This is a genomic window from Novosphingobium sp. Chol11 (assembly GCF_945870625.1).
Lineage (GTDB): Bacteria > Pseudomonadota > Alphaproteobacteria > Sphingomonadales > Sphingomonadaceae > Novosphingobium.
This window is the reverse complement of record NZ_CAMBTS010000021.1, coordinates 1-19,908: the sequence shown is the minus strand read 5'-3', so window position 1 is coordinate 19,908 and position 19,908 is coordinate 1. Positions and strand designations below refer to the sequence as shown.

General features: G+C 61.0%; 19 protein-coding genes. 13 read left to right on the top strand and 6 right to left on the bottom strand.

The window, feature by feature from the left end; all coding sequences use genetic code 11:
* Nucleotides 1–19 precede the first annotated feature (19 nt).
* The 4 genes from Q0O40_RS05695 to Q0O40_RS05680 all read left to right on the top strand — a co-directional run bounded on the left by Q0O40_RS05695 (nucleotide 20) and on the right by Q0O40_RS05680 (nucleotide 3,065).
* Entirely contained in the window at nucleotides 20–1,360 is a 1,341-nt protein-coding gene (locus Q0O40_RS05695; RefSeq protein ID WP_295527327.1) for a S41 family peptidase, read from the top strand.
* Between the two features lie 22 nt (nucleotides 1,361–1,382).
* Nucleotides 1,383–1,847, top strand: coding sequence for a disulfide bond formation protein B (locus tag Q0O40_RS05690; RefSeq protein WP_295527324.1), 465 nt, complete (start codon nucleotides 1,383–1,385; stop codon nucleotides 1,845–1,847).
* A complete protein-coding gene (locus Q0O40_RS05685; RefSeq protein ID WP_295527322.1) occupies nucleotides 1,844–2,356 on the top strand; it encodes a demethoxyubiquinone hydroxylase family protein in 513 nt (170 codons plus the stop codon). Before Q0O40_RS05690 ends, Q0O40_RS05685 begins: the two co-directional genes overlap by 4 nt.
* 109 nt (nucleotides 2,357–2,465) lie before the next feature.
* Nucleotides 2,466–3,065, top strand: coding sequence for a hypothetical protein (locus tag Q0O40_RS05680; RefSeq protein WP_295527320.1), 600 nt, complete (start codon nucleotides 2,466–2,468; stop codon nucleotides 3,063–3,065).
* A 150-nt stretch (nucleotides 3,066–3,215) separates the two neighbouring features.
* On the opposite strand, the gene fabI is transcribed toward Q0O40_RS05680, so the two are convergent.
* Genes fabI through Q0O40_RS05665 form a run of 3 tightly spaced genes read right to left on the bottom strand, consistent with a single transcriptional unit; the run spans nucleotide 3,216 to nucleotide 6,005 of the window.
* Entirely contained in the window at nucleotides 3,216–4,037 is an 822-nt protein-coding gene (fabI, locus tag Q0O40_RS05675) for an enoyl-ACP reductase FabI (RefSeq protein ID WP_295527318.1), read from the bottom strand.
* A gap of 41 nt (nucleotides 4,038–4,078) precedes the next feature.
* Nucleotides 4,079–5,164, bottom strand: coding sequence for a YihY/virulence factor BrkB family protein (locus Q0O40_RS05670; RefSeq protein ID WP_367183720.1), 1,086 nt, complete (start codon nucleotides 5,162–5,164; stop codon nucleotides 4,079–4,081).
* The gene (locus tag Q0O40_RS05665; RefSeq protein WP_295527315.1) at nucleotides 5,094–6,005 is read right to left on the bottom strand and encodes a DnaJ C-terminal domain-containing protein; all 912 of its coding nucleotides are present in this window, start codon (nucleotides 6,003–6,005) and stop codon (nucleotides 5,094–5,096) included. The genes Q0O40_RS05670 and Q0O40_RS05665 overlap by 71 nt, the downstream gene beginning before the upstream one ends.
* A 158-nt stretch (nucleotides 6,006–6,163) precedes the next feature.
* Between Q0O40_RS05665 and pdxH the strand changes: the two genes are divergently transcribed.
* Both pdxH and Q0O40_RS05655 read left to right on the top strand, forming a co-directional pair.
* On the top strand, nucleotides 6,164–6,769 hold the full coding sequence (gene pdxH / locus Q0O40_RS05660; RefSeq protein WP_295527313.1) for a pyridoxamine 5'-phosphate oxidase: 606 nt from the start codon (nucleotides 6,164–6,166) through the stop codon (nucleotides 6,767–6,769).
* 16 nt (nucleotides 6,770–6,785) lie between these two features.
* Complete coding sequence (locus tag Q0O40_RS05655) at nucleotides 6,786–7,754, top strand: cation diffusion facilitator family transporter (protein ID WP_295527372.1); 969 nt, start codon at nucleotides 6,786–6,788, stop codon at nucleotides 7,752–7,754.
* On the opposite strand, the gene Q0O40_RS05650 is transcribed toward Q0O40_RS05655, so the two are convergent.
* Complete coding sequence (locus Q0O40_RS05650) at nucleotides 7,751–8,875, bottom strand: serine hydrolase (RefSeq protein WP_295527311.1); 1,125 nt, start codon at nucleotides 8,873–8,875, stop codon at nucleotides 7,751–7,753. The two genes, Q0O40_RS05655 and Q0O40_RS05650, sit on opposite strands and share 4 nt — an antisense overlap.
* 429 nt (nucleotides 8,876–9,304) lie before the next feature.
* A complete protein-coding gene (gene mnmA, locus Q0O40_RS05640; protein WP_295527305.1) occupies nucleotides 9,305–10,471 on the bottom strand; it encodes a tRNA 2-thiouridine(34) synthase MnmA in 1,167 nt (388 codons plus the stop codon).
* A 141-nt stretch (nucleotides 10,472–10,612) separates the two neighbouring features.
* Here mnmA and Q0O40_RS05635 point away from each other — a divergent pair, with 141 nt between their 5' ends.
* The 6 genes from Q0O40_RS05635 to Q0O40_RS05610 all read left to right on the top strand — a co-directional run bounded on the left by Q0O40_RS05635 (nucleotide 10,613) and on the right by Q0O40_RS05610 (nucleotide 17,826).
* Nucleotides 10,613–10,963, top strand: coding sequence for a hypothetical protein (locus tag Q0O40_RS05635; RefSeq protein ID WP_295527303.1), 351 nt, complete (start codon nucleotides 10,613–10,615; stop codon nucleotides 10,961–10,963).
* Nucleotides 10,960–11,259 carry a DUF1153 domain-containing protein gene (locus Q0O40_RS05630; protein WP_295527300.1) on the top strand — a complete coding sequence of 100 codons (300 nt, stop codon included), beginning with the start codon at nucleotides 10,960–10,962 and terminating at the stop codon, nucleotides 11,257–11,259. The genes Q0O40_RS05635 and Q0O40_RS05630 overlap by 4 nt, the downstream gene beginning before the upstream one ends.
* Nucleotides 11,260–11,636: 377 nt before the next feature.
* Complete coding sequence (locus Q0O40_RS05625; protein ID WP_295527370.1) at nucleotides 11,637–12,857, top strand: efflux RND transporter periplasmic adaptor subunit; 1,221 nt, start codon at nucleotides 11,637–11,639, stop codon at nucleotides 12,855–12,857.
* Nucleotides 12,858–12,872: 15 nt separating this feature from the next.
* Nucleotides 12,873–16,040, top strand: a complete 3,168-nt coding sequence (locus Q0O40_RS05620; protein WP_295527297.1) for an efflux RND transporter permease subunit — start codon at nucleotides 12,873–12,875, stop codon at nucleotides 16,038–16,040.
* Between the two features lie 56 nt (nucleotides 16,041–16,096).
* Nucleotides 16,097–17,302 carry a DUF445 domain-containing protein gene (locus Q0O40_RS05615; protein WP_295527367.1) on the top strand — a complete coding sequence of 402 codons (1,206 nt, stop codon included), beginning with the start codon at nucleotides 16,097–16,099 and terminating at the stop codon, nucleotides 17,300–17,302.
* Entirely contained in the window at nucleotides 17,293–17,826 is a 534-nt protein-coding gene (locus Q0O40_RS05610) for a GNAT family N-acetyltransferase (protein WP_295527294.1), read from the top strand. The genes Q0O40_RS05615 and Q0O40_RS05610 overlap by 10 nt, the downstream gene beginning before the upstream one ends.
* Before the next feature lie 74 nt (nucleotides 17,827–17,900).
* On the opposite strand, the gene Q0O40_RS05605 is transcribed toward Q0O40_RS05610, so the two are convergent.
* On the bottom strand, nucleotides 17,901–19,349 hold the full coding sequence (locus Q0O40_RS05605) for a carotenoid oxygenase family protein (protein ID WP_295527291.1): 1,449 nt from the start codon (nucleotides 19,347–19,349) through the stop codon (nucleotides 17,901–17,903).
* A gap of 429 nt (nucleotides 19,350–19,778) precedes the next feature.
* Between Q0O40_RS05605 and Q0O40_RS05600 the strand changes: the two genes are divergently transcribed.
* On the top strand, nucleotides 19,779–19,908 hold a 130-nt coding region (locus Q0O40_RS05600), incomplete at its 3' end, for a type II toxin-antitoxin system RelB/DinJ family antitoxin (protein WP_367183719.1).

Below are 19,908 nucleotides of genomic sequence, written 5' to 3'. Positions count from 1 at the left end.
TTCGATTTGAAAGATAATCATGGCGAAACAGGTCGCATCCGTCTTTCGCGCAGCGGCGCTGGTCAGCGCCGTCGCGCTGATCCCGGCGGCAACGGCAGGGCTGGCGGCGGTGGACGCCAGATCCGGTCCAAAATTTGGAAAGCTGGTTGGAATTTATGAAAGGATCAAGACTGCTTATGTCGAGCCGGTCGATGACGACAAACTGATCAAGGGCGCGATTGATGGCATGCTCGCTTCGCTTGATCCTCACAGTTCCTACCTTGATACGCGTGATTTCGAGAACCTGCGCGCACAGACCGATGGCAATTACGGCGGTCTTGGCTTGTCGGTCACGCTCGACGATGGTGCTGTAAAAGTTATTGCGCCAACCAAAGGTAGCCCAGCCGATCTCGCTGGGATGAAGGCGGGCGATTTCATCACGCACCTTGATGGCAAGCTGATTTATGGCGCATCGCTTGACGATTCGGTTCAGCGCATGCGCGGCGCACCGGGCACGCAAATCCGCCTCACAGTTTTTCGTACAGGGCGCGATGATCCATTTGACGTAACGATCATGCGTCAGATCATAGACCTTAAACCGGTCGAATCGAAGATTGAGGGCAACCTCGGCGTAATTTCCGTTTCCAGCTTCAGCGCAAATGTCGGAAGCGACGTGTCAGCCGCTTGGAAGGCCATAAAGGCAAAAACCGGAAACCGCCCTGGTGGTTTGGTGCTGGATCTGCGCAGCAATCCAGGCGGCTTGCTGGACGAGGCTGTTGCGCTATCCGATCTGTTTCTCGACAAGGGCGTCATTGTCTCGCAACGCGGTCGCTATCCGCGTGACAATGACACCTACAGTGCCGAGCAAGTTACAATTGGCGACATCGCCAAAGGCGTTCCGATGATTGTGCTGATTGATGAGGGTTCGGCCTCAGCGTCCGAGATTGTGGCTGGCGCGCTGCAGGATCAGCACCGCGCCGTGATCATGGGCCAGCGCAGCTTTGGCAAGGGCAGCGTGCAAACCCTGATCCCGTTGACGCGAGATACTGCGCTCAAATTGACCACTGCGCGGTATTACACGCCTTCGGGTCGGTCCGTCCAAGAAGGCGGCATCGATCCTGACATCGCGGTGCCCCAGATTTCTGACACAGACTTGCGCAAACGTGCGCTGCGCTCCTATCGCGAGAGTGATTTACGGGGTCATCTGATCAATGAGATCAAAGATGATAAGGATTTGGAGAAGGACAAAATCGAGGATCCGCGGTTCAAAATGACCACCGAGGAGCTCAAAGCTCTGAAGATCAAAGACTTTCAGCTCTACTATGCATTGCAGACCCTGCGCCGGACGGCACCTTCGGCGTTGGCGCTGCGAAAGCGATAACGCAATGACCTCTTCAAGGAATATGGCTCTTCTGATCGCACTACTGATACCCATCGGGTTGATGACAGGCGCGCTGATCGCGCAATTCTGGTTTGGCCTGCCGCCGTGTGAACTTTGCTGGTGGCAGCGATACCCGCATATTGTTGCGATCGCGGCGGCGCTGCTGGCACTGGCGCTAAGGAAAGCGCCCTCCGGCACTCTGCTGATCGTGATGGCCGCGCTCGCCATCGGCACGAGCGGCTTGATCGGCGCGTTTCATGCCGGGGTCGAATATGGCTGGTGGGAAGGGCTTACGGCCTGCTCATCGAGCGAACTGGGCAGCGACCCGCTCGCCGCGATCATGAATGCGCCGTTGGTACGCTGCGATACCGCGCCGTGGGCCCTCTTGGGCATTAGCATGGCGGGCTTCAATTTTGTAATCTCAATAGCCAGCGTTGTAGTGGTGCTGGTGTTGGTTGGCCGAGGCAAGAACAGGACGCTACCATGAGCAATCGAGAAGCATCCATGCTCCGCGTCAATCAGGCTGGCGAATTTGGCGCGACGCGCATTTATGCCGGTCAATTGACAGTGATGGGCGATCGGGCACCGGGCGCAAACGAAATCTTGGCCATGGCCGAATCCGAAAAGCTGCATTGCGAACGCTTTAACGCCTTGTTGGCGCAGCGCCGCGTTCGCCCAACTGCGCTTCAACCGCTTTGGTCGGCGGCCGGATTTGCGCTGGGCGCTGCCACCGCGCTGATCGGTCCCGAAGCTGTCATGGCCTGCACGGCTGCGGTCGAAACCGAGATCGACCGCCATTATACTGAGCAGCTTGAAGAACTGGGCGAGGATGATCCTGAACTGAGCGCTATGATCCGCGAGTTCCGCGATGATGAACGCGCCCACCGGGACACTGCATTCGCATCTGGGGCAGAGCGCGCGCCGGGTTATCCGTTTCTGTTTGGCGCGATCCAGCTCGGCTGTCGCGCCGCGATCGCGCTATCCAAGCGGATTTGACCAGGCTGAACTGTGCCGAAGCGGCCGCGGATGGGGCGGTGACTCTTCAGCTACCATTCAAGCATGATGGCGCTTATAGGCTTGGAAAAGCCCGAACTGGAGAACTCCGATGAAGCGCCCCATGATTGTCGCCGCACTGACGGGCGTTTTGGTATTGTTGGTCCCGCAACTTGGCGCGGCGCAGGACGGATCAGAGCAACCGTCCGGCGAGAGAATCAATCAGCTCATCATCTATGGCGAGGATCCCTGTCCCGCATCGTCCGATGGCTCAATCACCGTGTGCGCGCGCAAGGACGAAGCGGAACGCTTTCGCATTCCAGCACTTTTGCGCGAGGACCCGAATTCGGCGGCCAATCAAAGCTGGAACGAGCGGGTCAAAGCTTACGAAACGGTCGGTGCGGCAGGGGTCAATTCCTGTTCGCCGGTGGGCGCAAGCGGGGCATCCGGCTGCGTCATGAAACTGGTCAACCGCGCATACGCCGAGAAGAAGCAATCCAGCGACGTTCAGTTTGGTAAGCTGATCGAGGAAGAGCGGGCCAAGCGCATGCAATCTATCGACGCTGATACAGCAGCCGAGCAAGCCCGCGTCGAAGTGCTGGAAAAAGCCTATGAGGCAAAGTTGGCCAAGGAGCGCGCGGCTGAGACCGCTGCGGCGCAGCCGTCCGTCTCCCCTTCGCAGGGCTCCATCGCGGCCCCGCCGCAGGATTGAGCGAGGCCAGACCGATCGGCGGCGCGGGGACCATGCCGGGTTGGGATGGGCCCGGGTCTCGGTGCGGGGTCTTGGTGGTGATTTTGGCCGACAAGGTGCGATGAAAGGCGGGCCTTGTGACCCGGACGCGCTTGGCGGCTCCCAAACGCCTCAACTCAATGCAATGTCCGGCGCATCTTCCTGTTTCATGCCCACCGTGTGATATCCCGCATCAACGTGGTGGACTTCGCCGGTTACCCCCGATGAAAGGTCGGACAGCAAATAGAGCCCGGCCCCGCCGACGTCGTCGATGGTAACATTGCGGCGCAGCGGCGCGTTAGACTCGTTCCACTTGAGGATGTAACGGAAATCGCCGATTCCGCTTGCGGCCAAGGTTTTGATGGGCCCGGCGGAAATCGCGTTCACGCGAATACCCATGGGGCCGCAATCGTTGGCGAGATAGCGCACGCTGGCCTCCAGTGCCGCTTTGGCAACCCCCATCACGTTGTAATGCGGAATTACCTTCTCCGCGCCGTAATATGTCAGCGTCACGATTGTGCCGCCGCCGCTGCCGTCTTCGTTCATCGGCATCATCGCCGCCGCGCGCTGGGTGACCGCGACGAGGCTGTAGGCCGAAATGTTCATAGTCATGAGGAAGTTGGACAGGCTGGTGTCCATGTATTTGCCGCGCAGCTCGTTCTTGTCGGAAAAACCAACTGCGTGGACGATAAAGTCGATCGTCGGCCAACGCGCAGCCAGCGCAGCGAAGGCTGCGTCGAGCGCGGCACCGTCGGAAACATCGCATTCAATCAGAAAGTCGCTGCCCAGACTGGCGGCAAGCGGGCGAACGCGTTTCTCAAGCGCTTCTCCCTGATAGGAAAATGCGAGCGCTGCGCCGTGCTCATGCAGCTTGCGCGCGATCCCCCAAGCGAGCGATTTATCATTGGCGAGGCCCATGATCAGGCCGCGCTTTCCTTCCATCAATCCAGTCATGAAACCTCGTAAACCTGCTCTATGGTAAAGCCTTATGGGTGTCAGGATGCCTCTGACATGATGGCCTGCTCTTCGGGACATTCGGCAAGTGCGGCATTGAATTCAGCGCCGACAACAACTCCTAAACCCACCAGCCAGAAAAAGAAAAGTGCGATCATCACCCCGGCCAAACTGCCGTAGGTCAGGTCATAGGCAAAAAGATTGCTAAGCAGCTTGGGCAGCATGGTTGTCACCAGCAGCCACCAACCAGTGACCAGCAACGCTCCGGGCCACTTGGGATAGCGCTTGGCGCGATATGCGCCCGGCGTCAATGAAATGAACAGCAGCCAAAGCGAGCCGAAGAATGCCGCCGCCGGAACGAACCGGCTCAGCGAAAGACCGATCAACCAGGTCTCGAACTGCGGTAACCAAGCGACAATCACCGCCTGCGCCGCACCGATTGCGAAATCAGCCGTGATCGCGATCAGGATCAAAACAACCGCGGCAATGGTCAGACCGGTCGAGATCAGCCGGTGCCGCCAGAAGCCTTGTGTCCACGGTGTTCCATATGCCCGGCGGAGGATCTCGCGGATGGTTTCGATCAAACTGCCGACGGTCCAAAGGCCGACGATCCCCCCAATCCACAAGAGCGAGCCTGTGCGCGCGGCCACCACCCCGTGCGCGATTGGCCCAAACCCATCGGCCACAACTGGCGGCAGCGCCAGCAGGACTGCGTTCACCGCTGCCACACTCTGGCTCGGCTCGCCGAGTAACGAGAACAACGCGGCGCCGGTGATGAAGAACGGGAAAAGGGCGACCAGCACCATATAGGCAAAATTGCCGGCATGGATCGTCCCGTCATTGATAACCCCGAACCAAACCCGCCGCGCGATCTTCATCGGGTATGCCGTCGTGCTCGTTTGAAATCGCGGGCCAGCCGTGCCTGCAACTTCGACACTTAGTGCTTCGTGCAGTGCCGCTTTGCGCCGCGCTTCCGGGGAAAAATCTGGCACTTCAAAAATTGGTAGCGCATCGGCTGCTTGCTCATGGGCAGTGCGCTGGCCTATCTCCACCGTGTCAGCTTTCCAGATTGGCACGCAGGCGGCGCGGATCGCGCCATCCTTCCAGCCGCGCGCGCAGATCGGCATCGTCGGCTGGAATTGAAACTTGCAGAGTAACCAATTGATCGCCTTGTTCGCCATTCTTGCGAACGAATCCGCGGCCTTTAAGGCGCAGTGTCTTTCCGCTGGTGCTGCCCGGCGCAACACTGAGCATCACCGGTCCGCCGACAGTGGGCACCTTGATCTGAGCACCGCCGATTGCTTCATCAAGGCTGATGGGCAGATCGAGCCGGATGTTGTCGCCTTCCCGCACGAAGTAAGGATGCGGGGCGATCTCGATGATCACGATGGCATCGCCAAAGCCGCCAGGGCCTGGCTCACCTTTGCCGCCAAGGCGCACTTGCTGGCCATCAAGCACGCCGGGTGGAAGCTTAAGGTCGATCGTTTTTCCATCAGCCAGCGTGATCCGCTGGTTTTCGCGCAGAGCTGCATCGGTAAACGAGACCTGCAGCCGATAGGTGATGTTGGCACCTTTGGGCGGCGGGCCCCGCCGCGCGCCGTTGCCCATCCCGCCAGCTCGCCCACCAAACAGGCCCTCGAACATATCCCCGAGATCGATGCCCTCGCTGCCGCTGCGCCCCGTGCCGTCGAAGCCTTCGCGCCGATAGCTGCCGGCGCCGCCGCCAAACCCAAATGCGGCGGCTGGATTGCCGTCACCGTCGATCTCGCCTCGATCAAATTGCGCGCGCTTTTCCTTGTCAGAAAGCAGATCGTAGGCCTGCGTTATCTCCGAAAATCGTTCGGCGGCTTTCGGGTTGGATGTGTTGCGATCTGGATGGAGCTCTTTGGCCAACGTGCGATAGGCAGCCTTGATCTCTTTCTCGCTCGCGCCGCGCGCCACGCCCAGTCTTGCATAAGGATCAGCCATAGTCGCATAGCTAGGAGCGCATGGCGCTGCCCGCAAGGCTCGCTTTCCGGTGGCTCCGCAATCGGCTATCGCAAACTAAGGAAAACTAATTTGCAATGGGGGTTGGCTAGCGACTGCCCCTCCTGAATACCGACGGAAACCGGCGCAAGGAATGGCCAATGAACTCTCTGCGCGATGCGATCCCTGACACTGATCCCTTAGCCATTTTCGAAGCGTGGTTCGCTGAGGCACGGGCAAATGAGCCCAATGATCCCAACGCGATGGCTTTAGCGACTGCCACGCCGCAGGGTTTGCCTTCGGTTCGAATGGTGTTGCTGAAGGGCCATGGCTCCGACGGCTTCGTATTTTACACCAATTTCCAAAGTCGCAAAGGCGGTGAACTGGCTGCAAATCCGCATGTCGCGCTTTTGTTTCATTGGAAAAGCCTGCGCCGGCAGGTGCGCATCGAGGGTCCGATTACCGAGGTTACGCCCGCCGAGGCCGATGCTTATTTTGCCAGTCGTCATCCTGAATCGCGTTTGGGGTCCGCTGCCTCGGATCAATCGCGTCCGCTCCCTTCGCGCCAAGTCTATCTTGACCGGGTTGCTTCGATGCGGGCGGCTTATCCCGATGGCGATGTGCAGCGCCCGTCACATTGGTCCGGTTACCGGGTTCGGCTGGCGGCAATCGAATTCTGGCAGGATCAGGAGTTTCGCCTGCACGAGCGTCGGCGCTTTGTGGCCGATGGCGTGAATGGCTGGACGAGCGGCTTGCTTTACCCGTAAAGCGCGCGACGTGGACATGATAAGCGCAGAATTAGGCGCGAAGCTCAATCGCCAGGCCGCGCTTGCCAGTATTGCGGTTGCAAGCCTGCTTTTGGTGTTGAAAGTCTGGGCGGTGCTCTCGACCGGCTCTGCTGCGATGCTGGGCAGCCTTGCCGATACCGGGCTCGATCTGATTGCCAGCCTTGTGACACTCTTTGGCGTGTGGTTCGCCGCACAGCCAGATGATCACAACCATCGTTTCGGCCATGGCAAGGCTGAGGCGCTAACGGCAATGTTTCAGGTCGTGCTCATTTTGCTATCTGCGTTCGGACTTGCCCTTCAGGCTATTAGCCAGCTTTTGGGCGGGGAGCGACCGCAAGGAGCCGGAGACGGCGTAGCCGTTTCGGTGATTGCCATTGCCGCGACGCTCGTTTTGTTGATCTATCAGCGCTCGGTGATCCGGCGCACCGGCAGCCTGGCGATTACCACGGACAATGTTCACTATAAATCGGACGTCATGCTCAATCTTGCGGTTATCGCGGCGCTGGCGATGGATCACTGGGCTGGGATTGCAGGGGCCGATGCGGCGCTGGCGTTTGCAATAGCGATCTGGCTTGGGTGGGGCGCTTGGGCTGCGTCGCAGGCTGCGATCGAACAATTGATGGATCAGGAATGGGCGATCGAGAAGCGCGAGCGATTTCTCGAAGTGGTTGCGCAACATCCGGAGCTTAGAGGGCTGCACGATTTGCGCACGCGAACAAGCGGGAACCGCGATTTCGTCCAGTTCCATGTCTGGGTCGATGGGCGGATGACGGTCAATGAGGCGCACCGGGTGATGGATGAGATCGAAGACAAGCTTCTCGTTGCATTCCCAGGCATCGAAATCCTCATCCACCCGGATCCAGAGGGCCTGGTCGATGAGGCGTCGATGGGGGCGGAAGATTTGCTCGCGCGCGGGCCGAACGGAGAAAGCCCTGCTTTGATGGCCCAGGGCAGCCCCAGCTAGCGAAAGAGAGCGACGAGATCGGCCAAGCGCTTGGTAACGCCTTGAAGCTCATCCTCGGGAGTTTTCCCGAGTCGAACCACCACCAGCCGCTGGTTTGGCGCAACGATCACGAATTGTCCAAGGTGGCCAAGGCACGCAAAAAGGTCACGTGGCCCGCGATCTGGAAACAGCGCTGGCTCCCCAGCAGTTGGCGCGCGGTTGAGCCAAAGGTGCGCTCCATACTGCGCTTCGCGCGGAGAAGGAGATGTCATGAAATCGATCCATTGGCGGGGCACCAGTTGCGCGCCCGCCACGGCGCCTTTGTTGCGCAATAGCTCGCCGAATCTGGCCCAATCTCGCGCGGTCCCGTGCATCAGGCTGCCGCCAATCTGGGTGCCGGCGGCGTCGAATTCGGGGATCATCGACCGCATGCCGGCTGGCTCAAACAAACGCGTCCGCAAATAGTCGGCCACAGCATGCCTGCGGCTTTCGGGATCAGGTGAGGCCGCCAGAGTTCGCGCGGCGAGATCGGAGAGGATCACGCTGGTCGAGCTCGAATAGACCCATTTGGAGCCCGGTTCGAACTGCAGCGGTTGATCCTCTGCATAGCGCGCCATATCGGCGCGCCCATCCAGAAACAGCATGCGCACTTCATCGGATTCGTAGGGCGGGCTGAACGCTTCCCGGTGGCGCAGCCCCGAGCGCATTTGCAGCAATTGCTTGAGCGTGATTTCGCCGCGCGGATCGCCGGGGCGCTGCCACGCCGGAATCGGCGCCGCTTCGGCCAGCCGCAAACGGCCATCGGAGACCAGCATGCCGATCATTACACCGGTCACCGATTTGGCCATCGACCAGCTGATGAAGCGGGTGTTCTCGTGGTAGCCAGGGGCGTAGCGTTCGGCGATCACCCGCCCGCCTTGCATTACGATCACCGCACGTGTTTCGTTTGCGGCGGCATCGGTGAAGAGCGCATCAATCGCGCTGGCCAGCGCCTCGCGCGGAACGCTAGGGTCTTGGGCCACCGCGGCAAGCGCGCTGTCTGCTGATCGCTGAGCCGCCGATGGAGCGCTCGCCGTGCTGCAACCGAACAGGGCTGGCACGAGCGCTAACGGGGCGATAAGAGAGAGAAGGAGGCGGGCCATCAGAGTGCACCCTTTCATCATTAGGGGTCGATAGAGCAATGGCAAACTCGCCTACTTCGCTTAGATCCTCAGCACGCGGCGCGCGTCCGCGGCGCGCGCGCTGGCCCTGGTTATTGCTCGTGGTGGCTTTGCTCGCAGCACTAGCCACCTATTTCGCCACGCCGTTGCAAGGTTATGCCATCACTGGCGCATCTTATGGAGCGCGCGTCGCATGCTCATGCCGGTTCGCGGGTGGCCGTTCACTGAGCGATTGCCGCAAAGACTTCGAAGCCGGCATGGATCTGATCACTTTGTCAGAAGATCGAGCAACCAAGAGCGTTACTGCGCGGTTTCCTCTGCTTGCGGCGCAAACCGCCACCTATCGCGAGGGCTGGGGATGCGTGTTGGAGCCATGGTCGGATCGATGACCGTGCCTTGATCGGCGCTGGATCATGCAGACCAGCCTTCGGTGCGTGCAATCCAGCCGCCGCCAATCACACGTTCGCCCGCATACAGCACCGCCGCCTGGCCGGGAGAGACGCCGTATTCGGGCGCCAGAAAACGGATCGCTGAGGCCCCGCCCTCGCCCAGCAATCCCTCCAGCACGACCGGCACCGGCTTTGCCAGGGATCGCACTTTTGCAGTGATCGGAGCGTCCGGCGGCGTCGGTCCGATCCGATTGGTTTCGGCCAGGATCGCCCGGCCCACTGCCAGCATGGCGCGCGGGCCAACCAGCACGCGCCGGTTTGGCGCATCGAGCGCGGTAACATAGAGCGGCTCCGGCAAACCACCGATCTCAAGCCCGCGCCTTTGGCCCACGGTGAAATGCATCACGCCCTGATGATGGCCAAGCACCGCACCGGTCGTGGCATGGACAATCTCGCCCGGTGCCGCACCTTCAGGCCGGACCTTCTCGATCACCCGCGCATAGTCCCCATCGGGCACGAAGCAGATGTCCTGACTATCTGGCTTTGTGGCGACGGCAAGCCCCAGTTCGGCGGCCAGCCGCCGTACGTCCGGCTTTGGCATCCCGCCCAGCGGAAAGCGCAGAAATGCCAGCTGAGCTTCGGTCGTTCCGAATAGGAAATAGGACTGGTCGCGCGCCGGATCACAGGCGCGATGAAGTTCTGGCCCTGCTTCGCCCTCGATCCGGCGCACATAATGCCCCGTCGCAAGGCAGTCCGCCCCAAGTTCGCGCGCCATGGCCAGCAGATCGGTGAATTTTGGGCCCATGTTGCACCGGATGCAGGGGATGGGGGTTCGGCCGGCAAGATAATCATCGGCAAAACGGTCAACCACATCCTCGCGAAACCGCGTTTCATGGTCGAGCACATAATGTGCAATACCCAGCCGATCGGCGACCATGCGCGCATCGCGGATATCATCGCCGGCGCAGCAGGCGCCCTTGCGGCCGGTTGCGGCTCCATAATCGTAAAGCTGCAAGGTAATGCCGATCACTTCGGCTCCGCTCGCCGCTGCGAGCCCTGCAACCACCGAACTATCCACCCCGCCCGACATGGCCACGACGATTCGCTTCGGCCCGGGCTCCTTGCCAAGGCCGAACAAATCTTGCGCGTCCGCGAACGTCGCGTAGCCTTGGTGCGTGGTGGATGTCATAGCGTGGTTATAGGCATAATCGTCAGCAAACTGCAGCGCCAATCTGGGCCAGCCCCAGCTTGCTAAATAGATGCAATGCCTAACTCTTGGTGAAGGCGAGGTTTACGGACCTTTATATCCCTGCGGGGTAGAGACCGTGTCATGGATATGGGCTTCATTGATTCACACCCGTTCGGCGCGCGCGATTCGGACAATGCACTCCGGCCGCTTGGCTGGAGCGACCTGTGTGCCCGGCTTTTGGCGGCGCAAGCGGCACGCCGGGTGCTCGGCAAAGACTATGGCGCGGACGTTGCCCGCCCAGACGGTTTGTCTGGCGGCAGTTTCCATTATCCGTCTGCTATCATGATGTTACAACCACTCAGCGATGATGAAAGCGCCGTTAACCCAATCTCTTCAGTCAATGGCAAAGGCGATTGTTGCATGGATAGTGGGCAAGCAAAGGCCCCCGGCGATGTTGCCGATCGCGTGCTGACCCGACGAGAACTGCCATGATCGAGAACCAGAAAATCAAGCCAGCGCAAGTAATCGGACCGCTCGGTGAACCGTTGACGGTCGATAATTTGCCGCCACCAGGAACCACGCGCTGGGTCGTCCGGCGCAAAGCCGAAGTTGTTGCGGCGGTGAATGGCGGCCTGTTGACCATCGACGAAGTGTGCGAGCGTTATTGCCTCACGCTTGAAGAGTTCGCATCGTGGCAGCGCGCGGTTGATCGCTCTGGCATGCAAGGATTGCGGGTGACCCGTATTCAGCATTACCGCGATCTCTACGAGCGCCAACTCAAGTATTGAAGGCGGGCCAGCGGTTGCGCCGCTACCCGCATTAGCAGATCAAGCGGCCGTCTTGCGTGCAAGCCGGCCGTTGCTGCGTTGCGCTTGCCGCAAACCTCAGGGAGACTCAGCCGGAGGCTGACAAGATGGCATGCGCATGGCTGATCCAATCTGGCCACCTCACCGCGGACGCCCCGGAGAGTCCCATAAGTTCCTGCCCGCGCCGCAATTGCAACTCGCCACGTCGGCGTCTATTAGCCTAACAAAATCTTCCCAAGCGGCCTACCCTCATGCTTGCGGTGGGTGATGTAGTCGGGTAATACACCCCTTGTGAGCAGTCGGATTATCCGGTTTGCGTTGGCTATGCGACCCGCTCGCGATCAAGGCTGGTGAACGACATGAACTATGAGACGAGCATTCAACCGAGCGAGGCAGCGCCCTTTGAAGTTTCCTTGACGCAGGATGCGCATTCGCCCGGGCCGGATGGTCGCCGGCGGGCTGTAGCGGCGATCCTTGCACTTATCGTCATGGTGCTTGGCGCTGTTTGGTATTTCACGCAGGGCAGCCCGACAGGCGCCAAGGCGGACGCGGCAAAGGGCGCGCAGGCCCAAACCGTCAGCGTGATCCAGCCAGGGCGGGTCACCGTTCAAGGCACCATCGAGACGAGCGGCACGCTGGCTGCGCGGCGTGAAATGCCGGTGGGTGCTGCCGGCGATGGCGGCCGGGTTGTGCGCGTGCTGGTCGATGCCGGAGATTGGGTGCGTGCCGGTCAAGTGCTCGCTGTCGTTGACCGTGCTGTGCAGGCGCAGCAGATCGCCGGGCAGGCTGCAAACATTGAAGTGCAGCGCGCCAATGCCCGGCTTGCCCAGTCCAATCTTGATCGCGCGGTGAAGCTGGTTGAGAAAGGCTTCATCTCCAAAGCAGACATCGACCGCCTCACCGCCACACGCGATGCCGAAGTGGCCCAAGTGCGGGTGGCCACCGCGACGCTCGAACAGATTCGGGCAAGCACTGCAAGGCTCGACATCGTCGCTCCAGCCGCCGGATTGGTGCTCTCGCGCGGTGTTGAACCAGGGCAGATCGTCGGTCCTGGTTCAGGGGTACTGTTCCGGATCGCGCGTGACGGCGAACTTGAGATGCAGGCACGCCTCGGCGAAAGCGATCTGGCGCGGCTCTCGGTGGGGGTACCGGCTGAAGTTTTGCCGGTAGGGACCGCGCAATCCTATACCGGGCAAATCTGGCAACTTGCCCCCACCATCGATGCTCAGACGCGTGAAGGGATGGCGCGCATTGCGCTTGCTTACAGTCCTGCATTGCGCCCCGGCGGCTTTGCCAGCGCGAAAATCAGCAGTGGCTCTGTTCTGGCCCCCGTCCTTCCCGAATCGGCAATCCTGTCAGATCGGAATGGATCGTTTGTTTTTGTGGTTGTTGCCAAAAACAAGGTTGAACGGCGTGCGGTCAAGCTCGGGGAGGTTACTGCGCAAGGGATCGTCGTCTCTCAAGGGCTCAGCGGCGACGAACGGGTCGTGATGCGAGCCGGCGGATTCCTCAATGCTGGCGATTCGGTCCGTCCCGTCTTGGTAAAACAAGCGAGCGCAGCATCGCCTCAGGGCTCATGAGCGGGAAGAGATTTTATGGGTTTTCGTAACCTTTCTGCTTGGTCGATCCGCAATCCGGTCGTTCCCATTGTCATTTTCCTCGGCCTTACCGTAGCCGGGATTGTCGCATTCCTTGCGATGAAGGTTCAGGATCAGCCCGATATCGAATTTCCGCTGGTGATCGTTACGATCAGCCAACCTGGCGCCGCGCCAACCGAGATCGAAAACCAGATTACCCAGCGCGTTGAATCGGCGGTTCGGTCGATCGCCGGGGTCGATACTGTCAGTTCGACCGCGTCGGAGGGTTCCAGCGAAACGCTGGTCACGTTCAAAATTGGCAGCGACATCAGCGAGGCAGTGAACGAGGTCAAGAATCAGATCGATCAGATCCGCAGCGACCTCCCGGACGGTATTCTGGAGCCGCAAGTCTTCAAGGCCGAAACTTCATCCGATCCGATCGGATATTTTGCGGTCTCCGCCGATGATATGACGATCGAGCAGCTCTCGTGGTTTATCGACGATACGGTGCGCAAGCGTTTGCTGGCTGTTCCGGGCATGGCCGATGTGGAGCGCAGCGGCGGGGTGAATCGGGAAATCGCCGTTACCCTCGATCCGCTGCGGATGAGGGCTCAAGGTGTGACTGCTGCCCAAGTTAATGCGGCGCTGCGGCAAACCAATCTCAATACCGCTGGCGGGCGTGCAGAAGTTGCCGGATCCCGGCAGGCTGTGCGCGTGCTTGGCAATGCCGCTTCCGCTTTTGCTTTGTCGCAAGCGGAAATCGGGCTGCCCTCGGGCCGCCGCATCAAGCTGTCCGATGTTGCGGATGTACGCGACGGTTTCAGCGAAATCACCTCCATCGCCAAGTTCAATGGCAAACAAGTGGTGACCTTCAGCATTTCGCGCGCGCGCGGCGAATCTGATGTGAGCGTTTATGACAGCACGCTCGAGGAGTTGAAGGCGCTGGAGAAAGAGCAAGGCGGCAAAGTACGCTTCACCCGGCTCTTTTCTGCTGTCGGCGAAATCAAGGATCAATATAATACCTCGATGGCTGCGATGGTCGAAGGGGCCGTGCTCGCGGTGATCGTGGTGTTTTTCTTCCTGCGCGATTGGCGAGCCACGATCGTCTCGGCGATCGCCATTCCCTTGTCGGCCATCCCCACATTCTGGGCGATGTCGCTGCTCGGGTTTACGCTCAATCAGATGTCCCTCCTCGCGCTTGGCCTTGTCGCTGGAGTTCTTGTCGATGATGCGATTGTCGAGATCGAGAATATCGTGCGCCACATGCGCATGGGTAAATCGGCCTATCAGGCCTCGATTGATGCCGCTGACGAGATTGGTCTCGCTGTTGTGGCAACGACCTTCTCTATCGTCGCCGTGTTCCTCCCAGTGGCGCTGATGCCCGGCGTTTCAGGACAATTCTTTAAGAACTTTGGCCTCACTGTGGTCGTGGCGGTCATGTTCTCGCTGCTCGTTGCGCGCATGATTACGCCGATGGTTGCCGCTTACTTCTTGAAGCCGCATGGGCAAGCCGCGCATGGCGCCGGTCCTATGATGGACCGCTACATGAAGGTTCTGCAATGGTCGCTCAGTGTGAGCAAGGCCGCTGCCTACCGGGCCAAGTATCCCCGCCGCTGGCTTCGCGCGCGCTTGCTCGATCATCGGTTGTGGATGATGGGCGTTGGCATTGGCGCGCTGGCTCTGACCGTTGCCCTCGTCATGATCACTCCGGTGCAATTCTTTCCGGACACCGACAACGAGTTCAGCCGCATTTCAGTGGAAATGGTTCCGGGCACAACGCTCGCGCAGACCGAGCGCAAGATCGACGAAGTTATTGCGCTCATTAAGGATGAGCCGGAAGTTGATGTAGCGCTGGAGCGGATCAACGAGGGCAACGGGCGGGTGTTTATCTCGCTCAAGAAAGACCGCCCACGTTCGAGCATCGAGTTCGAGCGCGCCATGACGCCGCGTCTCCAGACAGTGGCGGACGCCCGGGTCAGCTTCCTTGATGGCAACGGCGGCGGACCTGGCGGCGGATCGGGCCGGCCGATCAGCGTCATGCTCTCGGGTTCTGATCCTGAGCTGTTGCAAAGGACCGCACAGACGCTCATCGAACAGATGAGTGCCCGCCCCGAACTCGTGGCGCCCCGCATCAGCGCCGATCTGCGCCGCCCCGAGATCGTGATCACCCCGCATTTCGAGCTTGCCGCGTCGCTGGGTGTGACCACGCAGGAACTCAGCCAAGCCATCCGCATCGCAACGCAAGGCGAAATCGATCAGAATAGCGCCAAGTTTTCGCTTTCGGACAGGCAAGTGCCGATCCGTGTGAAGCTGCCGGTGGATTCGCGGCGCGACCTTTCGACCATCGAGAACCTGCCCGTGCCAACTGCCACCGGCGGATCGGTGCCATTGTCGCGGGTCGCCACGATCGGGTTCGGATCGGGTCCAACTTCGATCCAGCGTTATAATCAAAGCCGCCGCGTCTTTGTGGGGGCCGATCTAGCGCCAGACGTGGCTAAAGGCACGGCGATGAAGGTGGTGCAAGACCTTCCGATCCTCAAGAACTTGCCGCAGGGGGTCTCGAACGCTGCTGCTGGCGAGGAGCGTTGGCAAGCCGAGATGATCAACAATTTCATCATAGCGCTAGCGGCTGGCGTGCTGCTCGTGTTCTCGGTGCTGGTGCTCCTTTATCACCGCTTTGTCTCGCCGTTGGTCAACATGGGCTCGCTTTTCCTCGCGCCGCTTGGTGGATTTCTGCTGATTCTGGCTACCGGATATTCGCTCTCGATGCCGGTGTTCATCGGCGTCCTGATGCTGTTCGGGATTGTCGCAAAGAACTCGATCCTTCTGATCGATTTCGCGATCGAGGAAATGGCGACGGGCACGGACAAGCTCTCGGCGATCATCGAGGCCGGGCATAAACGCGCTCAGCCGATTGTCATGACCTCTGTTGCCATGATCGCGGGGATGATCCCCACCGCGCTGTCCATCGGCAGCAATGGTGGCTGGCGGACGCCTACCAGCATCGTGGTGATCGGCGGGCTGACTTTGTCGACTTTGCTCACCTTGCTGATCGTGCCTGCTGGCTTCAGCTTGGCAGACGGGCTCGAGAAGCGGATCGGGCCATGGCTGGCGCGGCGCTTGTTGTCGTATGATCCCGCAGAATCGCGTGCTGATCAAGCGGGCGCGGCTTTCCCGGCGGAGTGAGCAGAGCCATCCACCGCTCGCGCCGGGCCGCCCCGCCCGAAGACCGCGCGCGCCGGATGCGGATGGCGGCAACGGGTCTCTTGCTGTTCATGGCGGTGCTTTTTATCGTCGCGCGCCAGTCCGAAAGCGCGCACCCGGCCTGGGGCTTTGTGCGTGCCTTTGCGGAAGCTGCGATGGTCGGCGGGCTGGCGGATTGGTTCGCGGTAACTGCGCTGTTTCGCCATCCGCTCGGGCTACCGATCCCGCACACCGCGATCGTTCCTGAGAACAAGGACCGCATCGCCGATAGCATGGCGGCGTTCCTCCAGGCCAATTTCCTGACCGCTCCGGTGGTTGCGCGGCGGCTGCAATCGCTCAATGCCGCGAGCGCGATCGGCAAGTTCCTTGGTGATCCCCGCGGCAAGGACAGCCGGATGCGCGATGGCGCGACCAGCCTGCTTGCCGATGTCCTGGCCTCGCTCGATCAGGAGAAGCTGGGCGGACTCGCCAAGTCGGCCCTGCGCCAGCAGATCGAGAAGCTCGAGCTTGCGCCGCTGCTGGGCCAGTTGCTCGGGGCGATGATCCGCGATGGGCGGCACATGCCGCTCATTGAGAGCCTTCTGCGCCGCGCCGCGCAGACGCTTGAGGCCAACGAGGATCTGGTGCGCGCCATGATCCATGAGCGCGCCAATACTTTGCTGCGCTGGACCGGGCTCGACGAACGCCTGGCCAGCGGGGTTCTCGATGGGCTCTACAAGCTGCTCGCCGAAACCGTGATCATCCCCGATCACCCGCTGCGCCGCAAGATCGAGGAAGGCCTTGAGCAACTGGCGCACGATCTCGTCCACGATCCTGCGATGCACGCCCGGGTGGAGCGGATGAAGCAGGAGGTGCTCGCCAATCCCGCATTCGGCAATTGGCTCGATGCGCTGTGGGAGCGCGGCCGCGCGCGGCTGCTGGGAGCGGTACGCGCGCCCGGCGGGGCGCTTTCCGGCCAGATCGGTGCCTCGCTGGCCGAGCTTGGCCGTGCGTTGCAGCATGATGCCCGCCTTCAGGTCCTGGTTAACCGCTTCGCCCGCCGCACGCTGGTGGGCGTTGCCACGCGCTATGGCGGGCAGATCGTGCGGCTGGTCTCCGAAACCGTGCGCCGCTGGGATGCGCGCACCGTGACCGACCGGATCGAAGGCGCGGTCGGGCGCGACCTGCAGTTCATCCGCATGAACGGCACGATCGTTGGCGGCCTGGTGGGCGTCGCCATTCATGCGTTGGATCTATGGCTCTGATCGCGCCGCTGATCCAGACCGAGCGGCTCGACATGGCCCCACCAGTCGCTGCCGATCATGCTGCGCTCATGGAGCTGATGGCCTCCACCGCGGTGCGCCGTTACCTTGGTGGCCACCCGACCAACGCGACCGAAGAATTCAACCGCCTGTGCCGCAATGCCGGATCGTGGTTCCTCTATGGCTACGGCACCTTCATCGTCCGCGCTCGCAAAAGCGATGACATGCTTGGCCTATGCGGCGTGTTCCACTCCTGGCGCAGCTTCGGCAAAGGCATGGCGGATACGCCCGAGATCGGCTGGATCTTCGCCGAAAAGGCCTGGGGCAAAGGCATCGCTACCGAAGCCGCAAGGGCCGCGCTCGCCTGGTTCGATCGCGAACACGGCCCCCGCCGGATTACCTGCATGATCGACCAGCCCAACCTCCCCTCGTTCAAGGTCGCGGCCAAGCTTGGCTTCGTGCGCTATGGCGCGCACGACGAAGGGACCGGGCCTGTGATCCTGCTGGAGCGGACCTCAGCAGCCTAGCAAATTGCGCGGTCCCCTTCGGCAAGCCGAGGATGCACGCGCGCTGGCGCTCACCGAACTCCCCAAACCGGAAATCAGTTCGTGATCGCCTGCGTGTAGAACCGGTTGTCGGCGGAATAAAAGTTGCAGTGGAAACCGCTGGGCACGCGGAACGGGAGCAGCACCCGCGCGATGGGGCCAGCCGCGATGTCCTTCGCGGCAAAGATCGCCAGTTCGCTATGCGCACTGTTCGCCGGGTGGACCAGCGTCATGGCATAGCCATCCGCCTCCTCGGTGCCGCCAAGGCGCGGCGCAAAAACCAGCTCGCCGGCAGCCGCGCCTGCGCCGAAGTGCCAGATGTCCTCCTCGCCCGTCTGGGTGTCGAAACGCAGCACCGCGTCCATCCCGCCGACGCGCCCATCGCGCGATTGGAGGTTGATGTTGGCGAAGCTTTGGCGGCTCTTGCGCGTCATCAGCCGGTCATCGGGCCGGGGAAACTGAATGTCGCGGCCGTTGAGCGTTTCTTCCTTGATCGAGCTGGTGTTTCCAGCCGGATCGATCGTCCAGCGGCGCAAGCTCTGCTGCGTATCGCCGTGCGTGCGCCGCGCGCCAGTCTCATCGGGGAACAGCGCAGTGCCATTAGCGGCGGCGACATCGGCGATGATTTTGCCGTCCTCCTCCCACACATTGAGCTCGTGAAACATGTGGCGCGGTTCATACTCGAACCACTGCACATCCGCCGCCGTTCCCTCGCGCGGCATGATCGCCAGCTTGGTCGGGCGGTTGTTCACCCACGCCGTCATCGGCCCGCCCGCCGCAAAGCGCTTCAAGTCGGTGTCGATCGGTATGAACGGAAAGATCGCCCAGTTTTCGGTGAGCAGGAAAGTGTGCATCAGGCTGAAGTGCGGCATCGGGATGATCTCGGTCTTGCGGATCGTCCCGTCCGCCCGCACGATGTCATAGCGCATCTCCGCCGCGCCCATCATCCCATGGATCGCCGCGCCGGTGTTGAACATCTCGCCCGTCAGGTAATCGATCTTGGGATGCGCCGAGAACGAGGAGGTGACGAGCCCGCCATACTGCTGCTCCCCCAAAGTCTCGAGCCCGCGCGGGTCCAGCGCCACCGGCGGCGCGCCTTCCATCAGCGCCAGCAATTGCCCGCCATGCAGAATGATATTGGTGTTGCCGGTGTTGTAACGCTTGCCCTGCACGCTGGGGTCGCTGGTCATCGGATTGCCGAAAATGCCGAACAGGCGCTTGCCCGCCGCCTTTTCGAGCAGGAACTTGTCGGTCTTCACCCAGCGATTGCGCATCGCCACTCGGCCATTGGCAATCTCGAACGCGAAAACCATGCCGTCGCCATCGAACCAGTGATAATCCCCCTCGCGCGGCGGATAGAGCGGATCCGGCCCGTTGCGATAAAAGATGCCCGCCAGATCGTCCGGGATCTTGCCCTCGATAATCAGATCGGGCGCATCCGCCTCAAACCGGATCGGGGCATGATGCCCGGTGAGGTAGGGATGCTCAAAAAAAGGTTCAGCCATGCTCTGGAGTCCTGCCGGGCGCTCCTCGCGCACCAAAGGGATGTGCGGGAGATGGCGCGCGCACTCACCTGCCAAAAATGGGGAGGGGGTTGTGTGCCGTGCGTTCACGGCCTCGGCTGTTCTCGTGCCTTTCCTGCAAACGCCGCTCAAGAAAGTTGACAGAGTTGACACTGTGTCAACTTTCTATCCTCCCATTTAAATATTTTAGACCAACGAGTTATCTGCAAAGACGGACAAAGTGACACTTGCCCTGCTTCGCATTTCGCTACCCATGTCAAAGAGCTTCGTGGCGACCATGACAGGGTGCGGGCGTGTAGGACAACACGATTTGGCGGGGGCGATTGGTTCGGTCATTCTTGCTTTTGGCCCGATTGTTGACTCATTGCGGCGTTCTGATTAGATATCTCAAATGAGATACAGGAGCGCGCTATGAATGCCCCCAGTTCCATGCTCCACGTCCGGCTGGACAACGAGCTGAAGGCCAAAGCGACCGAAGCGCTGGCGGCAATGGGCCTCACCGCGTCCGACGCCGTGCGCCTGCTGTTTCACCGCATCGCCA

What these genes read in the sequence shown, in the direction of transcription:
- Q0O40_RS05695 (WP_295527327.1), top strand. Translation starts at nt 20, where the DNA reads ATGGCGAAACAGGTCGCATCCGTCTTTCGCGCAGCGGCGCTGGTCAGC.
- Q0O40_RS05690 (WP_295527324.1), top strand. Translation starts at nt 1,383, where the DNA reads ATGGCTCTTCTGATCGCACTACTGATACCCATCGGGTTGATGACAGGC.
- Q0O40_RS05685 (WP_295527322.1), top strand. Translation starts at nt 1,844, where the DNA reads ATGAGCAATCGAGAAGCATCCATGCTCCGCGTCAATCAGGCTGGCGAA.
- Q0O40_RS05680 (WP_295527320.1), top strand. Translation starts at nt 2,466, where the DNA reads ATGAAGCGCCCCATGATTGTCGCCGCACTGACGGGCGTTTTGGTATTG.
- fabI (WP_295527318.1), bottom strand. Translation starts at nt 4,037, where the DNA reads ATGACTGGATTGATGGAAGGAAAGCGCGGCCTGATCATGGGCCTCGCC.
- Q0O40_RS05670 (WP_367183720.1), bottom strand. Translation starts at nt 5,164, where the DNA reads ATGCCGATCTGCGCGCGCGGCTGGAAGGATGGCGCGATCCGCGCCGCC.
- Q0O40_RS05665 (WP_295527315.1), bottom strand. Translation starts at nt 6,005, where the DNA reads ATGGCTGATCCTTATGCAAGACTGGGCGTGGCGCGCGGCGCGAGCGAG.
- pdxH (WP_295527313.1), top strand. Translation starts at nt 6,164, where the DNA reads ATGAACTCTCTGCGCGATGCGATCCCTGACACTGATCCCTTAGCCATT.
- Q0O40_RS05655 (WP_295527372.1), top strand. Translation starts at nt 6,786, where the DNA reads ATGATAAGCGCAGAATTAGGCGCGAAGCTCAATCGCCAGGCCGCGCTT.
- Q0O40_RS05650 (WP_295527311.1), bottom strand. Translation starts at nt 8,875, where the DNA reads ATGGCCCGCCTCCTTCTCTCTCTTATCGCCCCGTTAGCGCTCGTGCCA.
- mnmA (WP_295527305.1), bottom strand. Translation starts at nt 10,471, where the DNA reads ATGACATCCACCACGCACCAAGGCTACGCGACGTTCGCGGACGCGCAA.
- Q0O40_RS05635 (WP_295527303.1), top strand. Translation starts at nt 10,613, where the DNA reads ATGGATATGGGCTTCATTGATTCACACCCGTTCGGCGCGCGCGATTCG.
- Q0O40_RS05630 (WP_295527300.1), top strand. Translation starts at nt 10,960, where the DNA reads ATGATCGAGAACCAGAAAATCAAGCCAGCGCAAGTAATCGGACCGCTC.
- Q0O40_RS05625 (WP_295527370.1), top strand. Translation starts at nt 11,637, where the DNA reads ATGAACTATGAGACGAGCATTCAACCGAGCGAGGCAGCGCCCTTTGAA.
- Q0O40_RS05620 (WP_295527297.1), top strand. Translation starts at nt 12,873, where the DNA reads ATGGGTTTTCGTAACCTTTCTGCTTGGTCGATCCGCAATCCGGTCGTT.
- Q0O40_RS05615 (WP_295527367.1), top strand. Translation starts at nt 16,097, where the DNA reads ATGCGGATGGCGGCAACGGGTCTCTTGCTGTTCATGGCGGTGCTTTTT.
- Q0O40_RS05610 (WP_295527294.1), top strand. Translation starts at nt 17,293, where the DNA reads ATGGCTCTGATCGCGCCGCTGATCCAGACCGAGCGGCTCGACATGGCC.
- Q0O40_RS05605 (WP_295527291.1), bottom strand. Translation starts at nt 19,349, where the DNA reads ATGGCTGAACCTTTTTTTGAGCATCCCTACCTCACCGGGCATCATGCC.